Source organism: Pseudomonas sp. WS 5027 (assembly GCF_012985695.1).
In the GTDB taxonomy this organism is placed as follows: domain Bacteria; phylum Pseudomonadota; class Gammaproteobacteria; order Pseudomonadales; family Pseudomonadaceae; genus Aquipseudomonas; species Aquipseudomonas hygromyciniae.
Genome location: NZ_JAAQWU010000020.1, coordinates 24,406 through 37,377, shown reverse-complemented (window position 1 = coordinate 37,377; position 12,972 = coordinate 24,406). Strand labels below are relative to the sequence as shown.

Genomic DNA, 12,972 nt, shown 5'->3' with positions numbered 1-12,972 from the left:
GGCCTATCCTTCATGCGACCTCCTCTGGCTGATCAAGAAACTCAACCCACTGCACGTCACTGTTGGCTATAAGTATAACGCTAATCCCACTGCACGGTCTCATCTCTTCCTCGACGAGCCAATGGGGCGACTCAATTAAAAAGTGCCCTGTCAGCGGGTCGCTTGGCCAAGTTTTCGGAAAACCGAGCAGCCGTCTACCATCTAGCAAATTCAAAACAATTGCCCGATCCCGATACCTCAGAAATGAGAACTCATATTCTGCTATTAGGGCCGAACTTCGAGACGTAAGGCCTCTACTCCTTGCCCATGAGTAAAGCGTGTCATGAAACGCACACCACGCAAGCAGTAAACCTATTGCAATAGCTAAACCCATTGACCAAGTTGTTTCTACGGTCGCGGACCAAGTTCCAATGCTCCACCAATGTCCTAACCAGAGAAAAGCCATCATCAGCCCTTCAACAATCAGCTTGATGATACCGCTACAAATCAACGCTTGGACGATCCGCTCGAATTGGCTGGGCTTAGGCGCCTGTGCCAGCCAATAAAAAATCATCGTAGTGATGAAGCCAGGCAAAAGAGCCTGCAGCAATGTAACTGCCTGTGTTGAAACCTCTTCCATGTGTACATCTCCAAGTCTGCCGGCAGGATAGCGGCCTACCCCTGCCAAAGCAAAACCCGCGGGAACATCGCCTGTCCGGGCATCCAGCGTGGATGGAATGCCAGTAACTGGGGTGATCGTCGGCGTAGTAGCGTTGTGCCTTTCCGAATCGCCAAGGAGTGGCAATGCCGCATCGCCTGACGAAGTTAAAAGCTGCGCTCAATCAGACGCCAAACGACACCTACTCACAGTTCCAGGCTCTGAGAGACGGCCTCGTAGCCTCGCTTATCGACTGGCCAGCGCAAAAGTGGGATATCGCTGATGAGCACTTACCGACAGATCAGCCGGCCTCTCAAAATTCTAGAGCTTGGCTAAACGCGCTGACCGTGGCACTGGCCCAGGATCTCCCCACCAATAAGTCGGAAGCTACTCCCGAGCGACTGAAAGACATCCTGGCGCTCACATCGATAATGTCAATGTGTATGTGAAGGATTTCCCAGCCCTACGCCTGTAAGCCCAAGGACTGGGGTTGCGCCAATATCGGCGCGTTTATGACCTGGAGGTCAATGTGAGCAGTCAATCAGATATCGAAGTTGCCATGACGCCAACTGAGCTTGGGCTATTCATGGCAATGAATGCCATTGCCTTGGCTCTGAAGTCTTCACCGAATTTCAATAACGAGGCATTGAAAGTCTTGGCGGAAAAGTTTATCCGCGAAGCCCCTTCTGCTGTACAGGGAGGCGTTGCGAAAGAGGCGTATGAGCGCCCTCTCCGCTTCCTGGCGAACGACCAGACTCAAGCCGTTGATTGGCTCAAGCAGAGCGGCATTGCTTGATCTGTTTGTCGTAAATACGGAATGAGCCGTCTGGCGTAAGCTCCCAACCGCTTACGCCAGCTTGAAAATTAACGGACCGAATTAAAGCATCCGAAAGATCGGTCTTTTTGATTTTATCTTTGGCGCTCATAGTTTCTCCTGCGGCCATGCCGCGTCATGTTGGTTGTTTTACGTCTTTGTGCCTGAGGATCAGGCGCGTTCGGTCATGCCAGGGGCCGCCGAAGACGATGATCTCTGACGGCCTGCCATACAGGTGGTGCAGCAGGAACGGCCCAGGCCCGAAGGTGCTCGACTCTTCGTGAGGTAGTGACGGATCAGCACCCAGGTAGATCCCTGCATGGTTCGGGTGAACCGTGCGCCCTACCTGCATAACGATCATGTCGCCGCGCTGAGGGCTGTCTACGCGCACGAAGCCTGCCTCCTCGTAGTTCGCCTCGTACAAGCTGGTGTTGTCGGCGCCCTCCCACCATCCATCGGCGCGTTGGAAGGTGTCAAACGCCAAACCCCATTCGCGCTGGTACCAGTCAGCGCAGACCTGCCAACAGTCCCAGGCGCCGTGTACGAACGGACGATTGAGTAATGGTGTATGACCGGTCGGCGTGATCGTGCGTAGGTCGCCCTCAGGCCAACTCAGGATGTGCCAGGGCAAGGCTGTGGCCTCGCACATTGCCAAGTCATGAGGTGACGGCCTGCTGGTTGCGTCCGGGTGGGAGTGAACGATGCCGATCACTTCGCCCAGGTCTTCCGCCGCGGCGTAGTCCTCGGGGTCGAGCCGGAATTCTTCATTCGGCTCCGTGGCGATGTTTCGGCACGGGAAGTACTTCTGCTTTCGCCCGATGGACACCAACAGACCGCACGACTCTGAGGGATAACACTGCTCTGCATGCGCCTGGATGGCCGCAATGATGTGCTTATGCATAGTCAACTCCTGCTGATCAAGTTCACAGCGGGAAATCCACCGAAATTTAGCTCTTCGTTTTCGCCGAATCTGAGCTTGCAGGACGACAGACAGCCCTTGCACTGATCCTTGGCGGGATCGCCCGTTGGGTTGTCCTCGTCGTCAAACATCGCTTTCCCCGTGTAGTTACAGTCAGGGCCCCTGTATCCCCCCGTCATGGCCCAGTGGCAAAAAGTCGTCATCTGCCGCCCAGGTAACCCGTGGTTATCGATCTCGCCCGGGGAGGACAGCTCCCAGACCACGGCGTCACCGTCCTCACTGGTTTTCTGGTCGATGTACCAGATCTCCAGCGCTTCCTGAGTAGGATCAGCAGTTGGGTTTCCTTCGGGGAAATTCGCTGCATCCAGGTACTTGGCCAGCGTCTCGCGAACCGTCAGCTTGAACTTGAGCAGGTCCTCGAAGGCGAGGCATAGCGCGGTGACCCGCCCATTCACGTTGCCAGCGGCGAAAGTCGGCCGAGCGGCGGTGCCGTCGCTGCTCGAGGAAATACCCTCAATCTGAACCGGCCAGGCCGCATACTCCTTGCCCTGCCACCAAATCGACTTGGCCGGGAGCTCCTCGTCGGAATGCTCGTAGGCCAGCAGTTCTTCGGGTGTATGCGGAATAGCGTGCCCGTGGAAGCGCAGGTAATCCGCGCCGTACTCGGTCCCGTCAATTTCAAAAAGGCGAATTTCGCCGCCGGGCTCCAGTTTCTGGATGTCCGTGATCAGTGCCATGGGCGGTTATCTCAGGGGTGAAAGGTTTGCTGGAAGGTGGCGGTGATGGCATAGACCTGGCCGCCGCGGTGCACAGGCTTGTAGCCGTTGCACTTGTAGAGCCCAAGCTCGCCGAGGGGAGGTTCCCAAAGGAAGCCCTTTGCCCCTTTGTGTCGATCGAGGAACTCCATGATTTCTTTAATGCGCCCCTTCAAGCCCGTGAAGGTCACGGGCCAGGATTGCGAGCGGTTGTTGAGGCCATCCTCTACCGACTGCTCATAACCATCGGCGAACTGCTTGGTCCGGACACGCTGAGTCACATCACCCTCCGCGCCCTTCTCCGTCGCCCAAGTAAATCGTTCGATTGCCATCAGCGCCCCTTGATTGCTTTGTTGATGACGCCGCCTTGGCGCATGTCCTTCGTCCGCAGCTCCTGGTACTTCTGCTCGACGAACGTTGCCAGCTCTTTGCCGAATAGGTCGTAGCCAAGGTCGTCAGAAGAGGACGACGCGTTGCCGTCACCATCGATGTGCACCTCGACGTTGATCTGAGTTGTGCCTCCACCGCCGCCGCCCATGGCCAAAACACCCAGCTTCCCGCTGGAGGTTCTGGTCAGAGGCATAATTGCCTCTTCTCCAGCCTCCCCCATGACTCCGGTCTTGCCATTGGCCATACCGAAGGCCGTTGGCTTACTGACAATGGAGTTGGTGAACGCACCGCCGTCGGCGAACATCTGAACGCCGCCGGACCAGGCGCCACCTTTTGCCTGGGTCACACCTGACCAGCCAGCCAATACTTCAGGGCTATACCCGGCCGCTGTCGACCCTGCTGATGTCGCGGCGCCGCCGCCAAAGTACGAGCCAGCAGCAGACACGCCGAGCCCCACTAGGGAGCCGAGAAGGCCAGAGGCTGCTTGTCGGGTCGCGATGCGAGCCATATCCGCCAAAATCGACTTGGTGAAGTCAGCAAACGAGAGCTTCCCGGTCATGGCGAAGTTGACGATTGAATCCTCCATCGAGCTGAACGCGTTGCCGAACAGGCTCTTGGTCTGCCCTGCCACGTTCCGTGCCGAATCCAGATAGTTTTCCCAGGCCGATGTCGCGCCCTTCGTCCAATCACCCTGAGCGGCCGCCACATCCGCGTAGTTTTGCCGGATCTGATCGGTCGCCTTCTTGTTCGCATCTGCGAGCGCCTGCGATTTTCGGGTGAACTCTTCGTCCGACATATTGCGCGATGGATCGGAGCGCTGGTTTTCCAGATCCAGCGACTGCTGAGCAAACCGATCTTGCTGGCTGTTCAGCTCCCCGTTGAGCGCGTTTTGCCGATCTCCCTGGCCAACGCCGAGCACCGCACGCTGGCCGGCAAGCTTCAGGGCTCGCTGTTGCTGCCCCAGCGCCTGCACGTACGAGCTGATTGCCCGCTCCTGCTTGGCCAGGCGCCCGGTCTCATTGGTAGCCAACACCTCGAGCTGGCTGTCGGCGTCCTTCTGCGCCTTTACCATCCCTGCTCGCGCGTCTGCGATCTTCTGGTCCAGCTGGATGCTCTGCGCCACAGAAGTGGTCTTCTTGCCCTTGGCGGCCTCCAGCGCGGCGATCTCAGCCTCGTAAGCGGCTGTCACCTCATCGCGCTCATTACCGATCATGGCTTCGCGCTTCAGGGCGTAGTCCGACTGCGATACCAGGCCAGCCTTCTGTGCGGCGTCCAGTTCCTTCTGAGCGTTTTTGTACTCGTTGACGATTCCGGCCAGGTTGTTCTTGGTTCCGTTGAAACCGGTCAGATCAACTGGAGTACCTGCAGCTTTCGAGTCTTTGAACTTCGCGTTGATGTTCGAGATGTTTTTGTCGATCGCTGACTGGTTGAGGCGAGAATCGTTGGGATCTGTTTTTCGGATGTCCTCAAGTTGCTGGCGATACTCCTTGAGAGCCTCATTTCGTTTCTGCTCGTTCGTCCATGTCGACTTGGTCAGCGCATCAACTTTGACCATCGCTTGCTGAGACGCTAGCTGCGCCTTGGCCTGATCACCTTCCCACTTAGCGATATCGGCCTGGGCGTCCCTCTGGTCCTCCAACAGATTGAGTCGGTCGGTGTACAGCTCGACCATCGCATCTTTATTTTGGAAGGCGCCTATATCTCCAGCCTGCGCTCGAGCAAGATCCTGCCGAGCTTGCTCGATGTCTGCGCCGATATCTGGGCGCCCGATATTCTTGAGATTGTCTGCCGCGCGCGTCACCGCGTTGTAACCCTTCTCCCACCAACTCAAATTCTCCAGAATCTTCGGAGTTCTCTCGTTGATGGCGTCGGCGTACTGCTCGGTGGCCAGCTTCACGGCACCCGCATGGTCCCCCTGCGCTTCCAGTGCGGCAATCTGCGAGTAAACCGAGGCCGTCAGGTAGTGATACTGCTCATTCAGTGCAGCAGAGGCCTTCACCGGGTCGTCTGCCAGCTTGGAGAATTCGGCGACCGTCTCGCTCACCGCCTTGCCGGTGGCTTCCTGCATTGAAACGGCGGCCTGGGTAATGCCGGTAAAACTCTCGCCGGCGATCTTCCCGTTACCAGCCAGCAGGGCCAAAACTTCAGCTGCCTGCCCGGTCGTGCCGACAGTGGCACTCACCTGCCGGGCCATATCGCCAAGCTGCCCAGCACTGATGCCGGCGTAGTTACCGGTGAGGATCAGTGATTTGTTGTAGCGGTCCTGCTCCTCGCTACCTTTGTAGTAGGCAACAGCTAGGCCGCCAACGGCTGCTGTGGCCAGGGCCAGCGGCCCCAGAATGGCAAGCAGCCCCGCAGCACCCGCCCCGGCGCCCGCGCCCAACTGAGCCACGGCGCGTACGCCGCTACCCCAGTCGCCAGAGGACAGCGCATTACCCAGCTGCACAACGTTTTCCTGCGCCTGACGGGTGCCGAGGCGCAGCTTGTCGAATCCCGTGGCGGTCTTTTCGAGCTTGGCGTAGTCCTTGTCGATCTTGCCCAGGGCACTGTTGTACTGATCCTGGCTGATACGCCCCTCGTCGAAGTGCTTGCCAAGTTGCTCGACCTGGGTATCCAGCTTCGCCAGAGCAGCGCGGGCCGGGTCGATGGCACCCAGAAGGCTGTTCAGGGCCTTCTGCTCATCCAAGGCAGACTTGGCCAGAGCCACCTGCTGCTTGTCGAGCTGCGCGGAGATCTTCGCCGCCTCTGCCTCGCCATAGGCGCCGGTCTTGGTGAGTTTGGCGAGCGCATCACGCTGCTTTGCCAGGTCCTGTGTGGTCTTGGCACTGGTGGAAAGCGATTTCTCCAGCGCCTGCATTTCGTTCATCAGCGAAACGGCGGACTGCTCGGCCCGGCCGCCGGCCTTCGCCATTTCATCCAGGCTCGTTTTTGCCTGGATCGCATCGGCCGAGTCGATCTTGACGCCGAGTTCTGCAATGTTCATCGACTCACCTTGAATAAGTGCCCGTGGTTACGGGCTGTTTTCCCTTTCCTCCGCCATGACGCGCAGGGCTTCGCCTTCCAGGACTTGAAGGTCAGGGAAGATTTCAGCGAGCTTCTTTTTCTTGATGCCGAGGAACCCGGCCACGTCGCGGATGCAGCTGTAGTCGAGACCGATCGCGCCGCCGGCGCCTGCTCGCCACTGGGTAGACATACGATTGAACAGCAGGAAGGCCGGCCAGTTGCAAGGCCAGACCTCAACATCTTCCTCATCGAGATCGGCAGCCGTCAGCCCGAGAGCAGCCAACTGCTCAGCAGATTGGCCGCTTGCGTACATTGCCTTGGCTGCCGCTATCAGTTTCCCAGGCGAGCGTGGCTGAACGCGTCCTGATAAGCGCTGACGACCGCTTCGGCGGTGCCATAACAGGACTTAACAAGGGCCTGGATGCTCTTGTCGTCGAACTTGTCATCGAAGCCCCAGCCTACAACTAGGTCCTTGATCTGCTGCACTTGAAGCTCCGTCTCAGCTGCGACGACATCGGACAATGTGGTCGCCTCACCGAAGCTCTCGCGCATCTCCCTCCCCTTTGCGCTCCATTCATCGAATAGGGCGGCAAGTCCCGGGCGATCCCGATACTTGAAGGTGAACTCGATTTTTTCGGGCTCCTCTCCAACAATTGGGATCAGCACGAATGCCTTGAATGTTGGGCTCTGGGCGATCCTGATCTTTGCCATGGGAAGTCCTTATGCGCCAGCCAAGTAGCGAAGCGAACGAGCAGAAAGCCCGATGCTGATAGTGCGCGTCATCACGTTGTTGCGCTCCATCGTCGGGTCGGGAGTGATGCTCACATAGCCCGGGTAGAGAATTTGATCGCCGTTCCGCAGCTTCATGCGGACCACCGCCAACTCCTTGGTATCGTCATAACCTTCAACAGTTTCGACGTACTGGGCCGTTGGCTGGTCCTCTACAACGATGGTAATCGTCGTGGGGTTGCGGTTGGTTGGAAACTGCTTGTCGTCGTCATCCTCCAGGTAGCCGACAGTTTGATACTGCTGCTCGCCGCCGGAAGATGTGAAAGACGTGACCTTGGAGATCTGCGTCCAGCCGGATACCGGGATCACTGAGCCAGCACCTGCGCCCACGGTGTACTTGTCGGTATTGGTGGTGTTGAGGCCGGCCAGAGCGAAAGCATCAGCAGTAATGCCGGAAGCCTTTACTGCGCGGTCGTTGATCAGCGCCCAACCAGAGTTGATCAGCAGGACGTCGCCGTTTTCAATGCTGTGCCCTACAGACGCAGCGACTGGCGATTTTGCATTGGTCAATGTGGTGAAGGCGACTGCGGAGCCCATAACGCTGGCGATCTCCAGCACAGCGCCGTTCGGCAGCGGGAAGCGTGCGGCCATGGTGTATTTCCTCTTGAGTGCCCGCCTGGCGGCGGTAGGTTATGCCCCAGCGGGCGGTTGGTCTGCGACACCCAGATAGGTGAAGCTGGCCGGGACCGTGTAGGTCGCCGACTCTGTGATGGTTGGCCCCTGATCTACAGGCTCGGTGATCAAGCCTTCGAACCCATTGCGGGTCAGAGCTGTGTCGACGCGAAACAGCCGCGTCAACTCATCGATTAGCGTCTCGGCGGTGGCCATGGCCTGCGCAGAGGGGCAGACGATGCTGACCTGATAAACACCGGCGTACTCGTAAGCCTCCCCGCCGAGATAGCGGCAGGTGGTGCTGGCCGGCAGCTGGTAGGCTCGCAGGTACGTTTCAGAGGTGCTTGGTGTAAAAGGCTGGTTTGCGTAGGCCACTCGTATCGGGCGCGCAGCCGCCCATACGGCCAGCTTCGTTTCGATGGCCTGACGGGCGCGTGCGTGACTCATACCTGGTTGTTCCTTATGGCCTCCACCACGATCTGCTGAAAGCGAGCCACGGTTACCCGGACCATGCCGCCAGGGGCCTGGGTCGAATGGCCGAACTCCAGCGGGATCGAATAGGGCAAGTTGTTGATAATGTAGGCCATCTGGCCGGCGGTGAAGTCGCTCATTGCCGCGACGAGCGCGGCAGTGGTTTCGGCGCCGCTGGGGTCTACCTCGTCAAATGTGACGTTTTCGACCACGCCGAGCGAGATGTGCCAGTTCGCCCGGAACCGGCCGCCGACATAGCCTTCTGGGGCGATAACATCCATGCCGTCGTGTAGCTTGCGGCCCTTCTTGAGCCTGCCACCTTTCGTGAGGTTGGTCGGATCGCTGCGCAGAGCGCTGTTGTGCTCGTCGACAGCCTTGTTGTACTGGGTCGCTACGGCGTTCTGTGCCCAGATCTCCGGGTTGCCCACAGGAGACATGCGGATCAGGCTGCTGCCGACTTCGATGATGATCTCACGCACGCTGGCGTCGATGGCTTCACCGGCTTGGGCGGCGAACTCGGCCAGGCTTAAGGCGAAGCTGCCGGATTGTCCGGCGCCGGCCCGGCTCACGACCGTACCTGCAGTTCATACAGGATCGGAGTGCCAGCAGGGTTGACCTCTTTCAGCGGAGGGACGATTGACCAGGTGCGGCCTTGGGCGACCACCTTGTCGAGCAGGCCGGGCACCCAGGCCAAGCCCTTCGCGGCGATCTTGAGCTTCTTGTCGCCCTGCCGGATGAGGCTGTTGTTTTGAAATTCGAGGCCGGTAAAGTCGATGAGGATGCCCTGGGCGGTTTGCTCGACGGTCGCACCTGGCGACTCGCCGCCAGTCTCTGGGTCGTACTCGCCCGGCTCCGTCTTGCTGATGGTTACAGGTTGGCCGAACTCTGTGATCATCTCCAGAGCCATCACGGCCATTTCGTCGTAGAAGGCCATGGTGGCTCCAGATGTTAAAAGCCCAGCGCGGTGGCTGGGCAGTTTGAGTTAAAGCTTGAGAGGCACGCTTCGAGCCGTCGCCTTTTTCTCAGGGAACAACTCTCTCCGCTCGTTGAGTAGCAAGGTAGCGAACTGTGCGGCCTTTGAAGCCGCCAGTTTATTTGGCTCGCTTCCTATAGCAACAAGCGAGGAAAGAGCAGCGCTGGCATAAGCATCCCAAGCGTCTTTTTCATCCTGATTCGGGTGTTTTCTAACTATCTGATGCTCTGCCATATCGACTTCCTTTTTGATGGAGTCGCAAGCCTACGCCCGATTATGCCCGCACAGCAAACAGCCCCCTTTTCTGGAGGTAATCAGCAAACTGAGTGGCGCTCGGCCGATCCGGCGCTGCCGGCAGCAGCCGGTTGCTGGTGGACGGGATAGCCGCATACTGCCGGGTTACCGCACCTTCGACACGATCCAGCAGCACCGCGCCTTTGCGTTTTTCCACCGGGTCGATATCGTCCTGATAGATCTCAGCAGCCAGGGCCATCTGCCCGTACTGGATCCTCGCCGGAAGGTAGTTGTTCGGCTTGATCTCATAATCCAACCGCACCTCCTGGCGCGGCCAGGCCAGCCCCTGCTCGCTGCTGGTCTTGCGGCCCTTCCAGGTCATTCCATCCATAGCCAAAGCGGCCCGGCGCAGCAACGCTTCCTGCTCAGGAACACCTGCTGGAATGACCGTGCCGAATTTCACGGCATACCGGGCCAGATCCTCGGCGCTCGCGTAACTTTCGGCGTCAGGCTTGCCGGTGCCGTCCTCGATGATCAGTGTCATGCGTTAACTCGCTGGAATGGTTTGAAGAGTGGCCGCCAGGTAACCGACAGCCAGCAGTATTACTCCTTGGTCAGCTCAGCGACGAGCTTTTCCAGGGATTCTTTAGAAGCGTTGGCCCGGTACGGAACCTGCGCCTCATCGAGCTTTGCTTTCAGCGACGCGATTTCACCAGCCTCTCCAGCCGGCGGCGTGATGGCGGCCTCCTTCAGCGCTTCAACCTCATCACGCAGCCCGTCGACAGTAAGAAGCAGGCCGTCACGCTCGGCGGTCAGTTCGCCAACTGAGACATGGATGGTGCCCAGCACTTCGAACAAGCGTAGCGCCAGCTCGCCCGACTCGGGACGGTGAATCTCGCCAGCTTCCAGAGCGTCAACTAGGATCTGGATCGATCCATGCTCAGCACGCAAAGTCGCGATGATTTTTTCCAGTTCGACCTGATTGGCGGCGCCAACAATCTGCACCCGCTTGGCCTCCTTCACCGACACATCAATACCGGCCGCTTCGTACGCATCAACAACGCTCGGCCAATGGCCGATTACCAGCACACTGGTCACTCCCGCTTCTGGCTTGTCGAAGTGTTCCGGGTTGCGGTAACGCTTCTCCGGGTCGAAGCCGGAGAGTTGGTTGCTGTAAGTCAATTCCATGTATTTCTCCAAGGCGGCCATCGCTGACCGCGCGTTGAGTATGAGACTTAGCCGCCAGAGGCAGGAGGCGTCGCAGTGAGCTTGATCATCACGCCGGCGGTGACCTTGTTGCTGCCCGCGTGCTTGACCCAGTTTGCAGCGGAGCCGACAGCGGCCAGGGTTGGGTTGGAACCGCCAGTGGTGGCTTTCCAGCTATAACCCAGCACGTCGATGTTCACGGTGCCCTCCGCGCGGTAGCCAATGCTCAGGTTCTCTTCGTCGTTAACTTCGTACGAACGGAAGCCCGGGGCCTGCGACTCGGTGATGGTTACGGCATTCGGCAACAGGCCGAAGATGACATCCGCCGGCGCGGTGTCGGTTACCAATACAGGCTTGCCCAGGGTGCCAGGCAGACCGCCGTAGATCACAACGCCAGCTTCTTCGTAGATCTTGTTGGTGATCGCTTCATCGACAATGTCGAAGTAAGCGCTGGAGTGCATGACCCACAGGGCGATCCGGCCGAACTTGTCGCCGAACTTGCGCATGCCGCGAGTCAGGGTCTTCTTGCCGTCGGTTTCGATGTTGGCCGAGACCACCATGTCAGCGTTAGAGCCAATAGCGGCACGCAGACCAGCCGTTGCGTACTGGATGAAGCCCTCCAGGGTCGCGTCAGCAACGTCGGCACCAACGATCTGGGAGAACTCCTCGACCGGACGACCGCGGCGCTTGAACGCCTCTTCGGTGGTCTGGTACGGGCCGTACTTCCAGGGAGCCTTGACGCCGACAGCTTCCCCGGCGCTGATCTTCTTGGCAGTTACCTTGCCTTCGGAGTTGACGTCGCGATGTTCCAGCGAGCCATTCAGCTTGTAGAGGGCGCGCTTGCGGAAGTCACCTTCGATCAGCTCGTTGTCGAGCACCATCGCGCCATTGGAGGATGCGTTGAACACATCCAGGTTGTCCTGGACTCGCTCCAGGTATGCGGTCTGCGCCTCATCGTTGTAGATGATCAGGTCGCTGTTAACGGTTGTAGCCATGGGTAAATCCCCTTACTTGGGCAATTGCAGATATGCGGTTTGGCCGTGCTTGCGCTGGAAGTCGCGCTTCTGCTCGGAGGTCATTTCGGAGCGCTTGAATGCAGCCTTGCCGCCACCCCCGCCCGGGGCAAATGTCCCTGAAGCCCTTGGCCACAGGTGAGGTGCGCTTTCACGCAGAGATTCCGCCCATTCGAGCGGAGTCAGAGGGGTCTTGCCGTCTTTACCGAGGATGACCTGGCCGGATTCATCAACGGCGACCGCATCGCCATCTTCGTTAAGGGTGAACACGCCTTTGGCGCGCAGGATGATGTCGTCGGTTGCTTCAGGTAGAGCGCCGGCTTTCAGTGCTGCGCCGCGTACCGAGTCGCCCAGGACTTTGCCCTGGAATTTGGCGGCGAAGGATTCGGCCTTCTCGGCGCGCTCACTGATGGCCTTCAACTGCTTGTCGTAGTCACCGCGCAGGCGCTCAGTGCGGCGGTTAAAGACCTCGTCCACCTTGCCCTCGGTCAGCAGCTTGGTTTCTTCGTCCTGGCCGGCACGACTGAGCAGGCCTTTGACGGCGTCGATGTCGATGCCTTCAAACTGGGTTTCGAACTGGGTCAGCTTGCCGGAGGTTTCCTTCAGCTTGCCCAGCAGTTCCGAGTTCTTGGTTTTCAAACCGGAAACAGATGCTTCAACGGCAGTCGCGATAGCGGCCTTGATTGCCGGGTTCTCCAGGTCGATTTCGTTTTCTTCTGCCACGTTGATGCACCCCTTGGGTTTGGTTGGCCCGCTTTGCAGGCACAAAAAAGCCCAGCATTGGCTGGGCTTAAAGATGTTCAGAGTTGATAAGTAGCTCTGGCAAAACCTATCTGGTGAAGGGTAATACTGTGTAGGTCGTAGTGCCGCAGGGCTTGAGGTGAATAACCACTTCACCGTTGATATGGACTACCCGCGCTGGAACCCAGTTACCATCGAAAGGGCTACCCGTTCCAACTCCAGCGCTATGGAGCTCTCGAAGCTGGTCGTCGCTCAATTCATAGGTGTTGTACATGGTTTGAGCATAGTTTTTCTGAAGCTGCTCATCTGTTTGCTGGTCAAGATTCACCTGCACAGGCTCCAGCTTTTCAGGATAGTGATAGTGCTCGGTCATACTTCGCTTCCTTGTGACACTGATATTGATGGCCAAGTGATA

Annotated in this window: 20 protein-coding genes; 2 read left to right on the top strand and 18 right to left on the bottom strand. The window is 58.5% G+C overall.

The window, feature by feature from the left end; genetic code table 11:
- Nucleotides 1-10 precede the first annotated feature (10 nt).
- Complete coding sequence (locus tag HBO09_RS22220) at nt 11-619, bottom strand: DUF6338 family protein (RefSeq protein WP_169998811.1); 609 nt, start codon at nt 617-619, stop codon at nt 11-13.
- A gap of 164 nt (nt 620-783) precedes the next feature.
- Between HBO09_RS22220 and HBO09_RS22215 the strand changes: the two genes are divergently transcribed.
- A complete protein-coding gene (locus tag HBO09_RS22215; protein WP_169998809.1) occupies nt 784-1,086 on the top strand; it encodes a hypothetical protein in 303 nt (100 codons plus the stop codon).
- A gap of 80 nt (nt 1,087-1,166) precedes the next feature.
- Entirely contained in the window at nt 1,167-1,433 is a 267-nt protein-coding gene (locus HBO09_RS22210) for a hypothetical protein (RefSeq protein WP_169998807.1), read from the top strand.
- Here the strand turns inward: HBO09_RS22210 and HBO09_RS22205 are convergent.
- The 17 genes from HBO09_RS22205 to HBO09_RS22125 form a co-directional block, all read right to left on the bottom strand.
- A complete protein-coding gene (locus HBO09_RS22205; RefSeq protein ID WP_169998806.1) occupies nt 1,411-1,563 on the bottom strand; it encodes a hypothetical protein in 153 nt (50 codons plus the stop codon). The genes HBO09_RS22210 and HBO09_RS22205 overlap by 23 nt on opposite strands.
- A 24-nt stretch (nt 1,564-1,587) precedes the next feature.
- Nucleotides 1,588-2,352 carry a C40 family peptidase gene (locus HBO09_RS22200; protein WP_169998804.1) on the bottom strand — a complete coding sequence of 255 codons (765 nt, stop codon included), beginning with the start codon at nt 2,350-2,352 and terminating at the stop codon, nt 1,588-1,590.
- 2 nt (nt 2,353-2,354) lie between these two features.
- Nucleotides 2,355-3,107 (bottom strand): phage minor tail protein L, encoded by a 753-nt coding sequence (locus HBO09_RS22195; RefSeq protein ID WP_169998802.1) that lies wholly within the window; start codon nt 3,105-3,107, stop codon nt 2,355-2,357.
- Between the two features lie 11 nt (nt 3,108-3,118).
- Complete coding sequence (locus HBO09_RS22190; protein ID WP_169998800.1) at nt 3,119-3,457, bottom strand: phage tail protein; 339 nt, start codon at nt 3,455-3,457, stop codon at nt 3,119-3,121.
- Nucleotides 3,457-6,498, bottom strand: coding sequence for a phage tail tape measure protein (locus HBO09_RS22185; RefSeq protein ID WP_169998798.1), 3,042 nt, complete (start codon nt 6,496-6,498; stop codon nt 3,457-3,459). Before HBO09_RS22185 ends, HBO09_RS22190 begins: the two co-directional genes overlap by 1 nt.
- A gap of 27 nt (nt 6,499-6,525) precedes the next feature.
- Nucleotides 6,526-6,831 (bottom strand): DUF1799 domain-containing protein, encoded by a 306-nt coding sequence (locus tag HBO09_RS22180; RefSeq protein ID WP_133714842.1) that lies wholly within the window; start codon nt 6,829-6,831, stop codon nt 6,526-6,528.
- 17 nt (nt 6,832-6,848) lie between these two features.
- The gene (locus HBO09_RS22175; protein WP_169998796.1) at nt 6,849-7,229 is read right to left on the bottom strand and encodes a phage tail assembly chaperone; all 381 of its coding nucleotides are present in this window, start codon (nt 7,227-7,229) and stop codon (nt 6,849-6,851) included.
- Between the two features lie 9 nt (nt 7,230-7,238).
- Nucleotides 7,239-7,898 carry a phage tail protein gene (locus tag HBO09_RS22170; RefSeq protein WP_169391027.1) on the bottom strand — a complete coding sequence of 220 codons (660 nt, stop codon included), beginning with the start codon at nt 7,896-7,898 and terminating at the stop codon, nt 7,239-7,241.
- A gap of 39 nt (nt 7,899-7,937) precedes the next feature.
- Nucleotides 7,938-8,366, bottom strand: a complete 429-nt coding sequence (locus HBO09_RS22165; protein ID WP_169998794.1) for a phage tail terminator-like protein — start codon at nt 8,364-8,366, stop codon at nt 7,938-7,940.
- A complete protein-coding gene (locus HBO09_RS22160) occupies nt 8,363-8,959 on the bottom strand; it encodes a hypothetical protein (protein ID WP_169998792.1) in 597 nt (198 codons plus the stop codon). The genes HBO09_RS22165 and HBO09_RS22160 overlap by 4 nt, the downstream gene beginning before the upstream one ends.
- Nucleotides 8,956-9,324, bottom strand: coding sequence for a hypothetical protein (locus HBO09_RS22155; protein WP_169998790.1), 369 nt, complete (start codon nt 9,322-9,324; stop codon nt 8,956-8,958). The genes HBO09_RS22160 and HBO09_RS22155 overlap by 4 nt, the downstream gene beginning before the upstream one ends.
- 48 nt (nt 9,325-9,372) lie before the next feature.
- Nucleotides 9,373-9,597 carry a hypothetical protein gene (locus HBO09_RS22150; RefSeq protein WP_169998788.1) on the bottom strand — a complete coding sequence of 75 codons (225 nt, stop codon included), beginning with the start codon at nt 9,595-9,597 and terminating at the stop codon, nt 9,373-9,375.
- Nucleotides 9,598-9,637: 40 nt separating this feature from the next.
- Nucleotides 9,638-10,141 carry a DnaT-like ssDNA-binding protein gene (locus HBO09_RS22145; RefSeq protein ID WP_169998786.1) on the bottom strand — a complete coding sequence of 168 codons (504 nt, stop codon included), beginning with the start codon at nt 10,139-10,141 and terminating at the stop codon, nt 9,638-9,640.
- Between the two features lie 59 nt (nt 10,142-10,200).
- Nucleotides 10,201-10,785: a hypothetical protein gene (locus HBO09_RS22140; RefSeq protein WP_169998783.1), complete on the bottom strand. Its 585-nt coding sequence runs from the start codon at nt 10,783-10,785 to the stop codon at nt 10,201-10,203.
- Nucleotides 10,786-10,832: 47 nt separating this feature from the next.
- On the bottom strand, nt 10,833-11,798 hold the full coding sequence (locus tag HBO09_RS22135; RefSeq protein ID WP_070996033.1) for a major capsid protein: 966 nt from the start codon (nt 11,796-11,798) through the stop codon (nt 10,833-10,835).
- A gap of 12 nt (nt 11,799-11,810) precedes the next feature.
- On the bottom strand, nt 11,811-12,539 hold the full coding sequence (locus tag HBO09_RS22130) for a hypothetical protein (protein WP_169998781.1): 729 nt from the start codon (nt 12,537-12,539) through the stop codon (nt 11,811-11,813).
- 106 nt (nt 12,540-12,645) lie between these two features.
- On the bottom strand, nt 12,646-12,930 hold the full coding sequence (locus tag HBO09_RS22125) for a hypothetical protein (RefSeq protein WP_169998778.1): 285 nt from the start codon (nt 12,928-12,930) through the stop codon (nt 12,646-12,648).
- Nucleotides 12,931-12,972: the final 42 nt, after the last annotated feature.

Excerpts from the sequence above, each read along its gene's own strand:
- HBO09_RS22220 (WP_169998811.1), bottom strand. The coding sequence starts at position 619 with ATGGAAGAGGTTTCAACACAGGCAGTTACATTGCTGCAGGCTCTTTTG.
- HBO09_RS22215 (WP_169998809.1), top strand. The coding sequence starts at position 784 with ATGCCGCATCGCCTGACGAAGTTAAAAGCTGCGCTCAATCAGACGCCA.
- HBO09_RS22205 (WP_169998806.1), bottom strand. The coding sequence starts at position 1,563 with ATGAGCGCCAAAGATAAAATCAAAAAGACCGATCTTTCGGATGCTTTA.
- HBO09_RS22200 (WP_169998804.1), bottom strand. The coding sequence starts at position 2,352 with ATGCATAAGCACATCATTGCGGCCATCCAGGCGCATGCAGAGCAGTGT.
- HBO09_RS22195 (WP_169998802.1), bottom strand. The coding sequence starts at position 3,107 with ATGGCACTGATCACGGACATCCAGAAACTGGAGCCCGGCGGCGAAATT.
- HBO09_RS22190 (WP_169998800.1), bottom strand. The coding sequence starts at position 3,457 with ATGGCAATCGAACGATTTACTTGGGCGACGGAGAAGGGCGCGGAGGGT.
- HBO09_RS22185 (WP_169998798.1), bottom strand. The coding sequence starts at position 6,498 with ATGAACATTGCAGAACTCGGCGTCAAGATCGACTCGGCCGATGCGATC.
- HBO09_RS22180 (WP_133714842.1), bottom strand. The coding sequence starts at position 6,831 with ATGTACGCAAGCGGCCAATCTGCTGAGCAGTTGGCTGCTCTCGGGCTG.
- HBO09_RS22175 (WP_169998796.1), bottom strand. The coding sequence starts at position 7,229 with ATGGCAAAGATCAGGATCGCCCAGAGCCCAACATTCAAGGCATTCGTG.
- HBO09_RS22170 (WP_169391027.1), bottom strand. The coding sequence starts at position 7,898 with ATGGCCGCACGCTTCCCGCTGCCGAACGGCGCTGTGCTGGAGATCGCC.
- HBO09_RS22165 (WP_169998794.1), bottom strand. The coding sequence starts at position 8,366 with ATGAGTCACGCACGCGCCCGTCAGGCCATCGAAACGAAGCTGGCCGTA.
- HBO09_RS22155 (WP_169998790.1), bottom strand. The coding sequence starts at position 9,324 with ATGGCCTTCTACGACGAAATGGCCGTGATGGCTCTGGAGATGATCACA.
- HBO09_RS22150 (WP_169998788.1), bottom strand. The coding sequence starts at position 9,597 with ATGGCAGAGCATCAGATAGTTAGAAAACACCCGAATCAGGATGAAAAA.
- HBO09_RS22145 (WP_169998786.1), bottom strand. The coding sequence starts at position 10,141 with ATGACACTGATCATCGAGGACGGCACCGGCAAGCCTGACGCCGAAAGT.
- HBO09_RS22140 (WP_169998783.1), bottom strand. The coding sequence starts at position 10,785 with ATGGAATTGACTTACAGCAACCAACTCTCCGGCTTCGACCCGGAGAAG.
- HBO09_RS22135 (WP_070996033.1), bottom strand. The coding sequence starts at position 11,798 with ATGGCTACAACCGTTAACAGCGACCTGATCATCTACAACGATGAGGCG.
- HBO09_RS22125 (WP_169998778.1), bottom strand. The coding sequence starts at position 12,930 with ATGACCGAGCACTATCACTATCCTGAAAAGCTGGAGCCTGTGCAGGTG.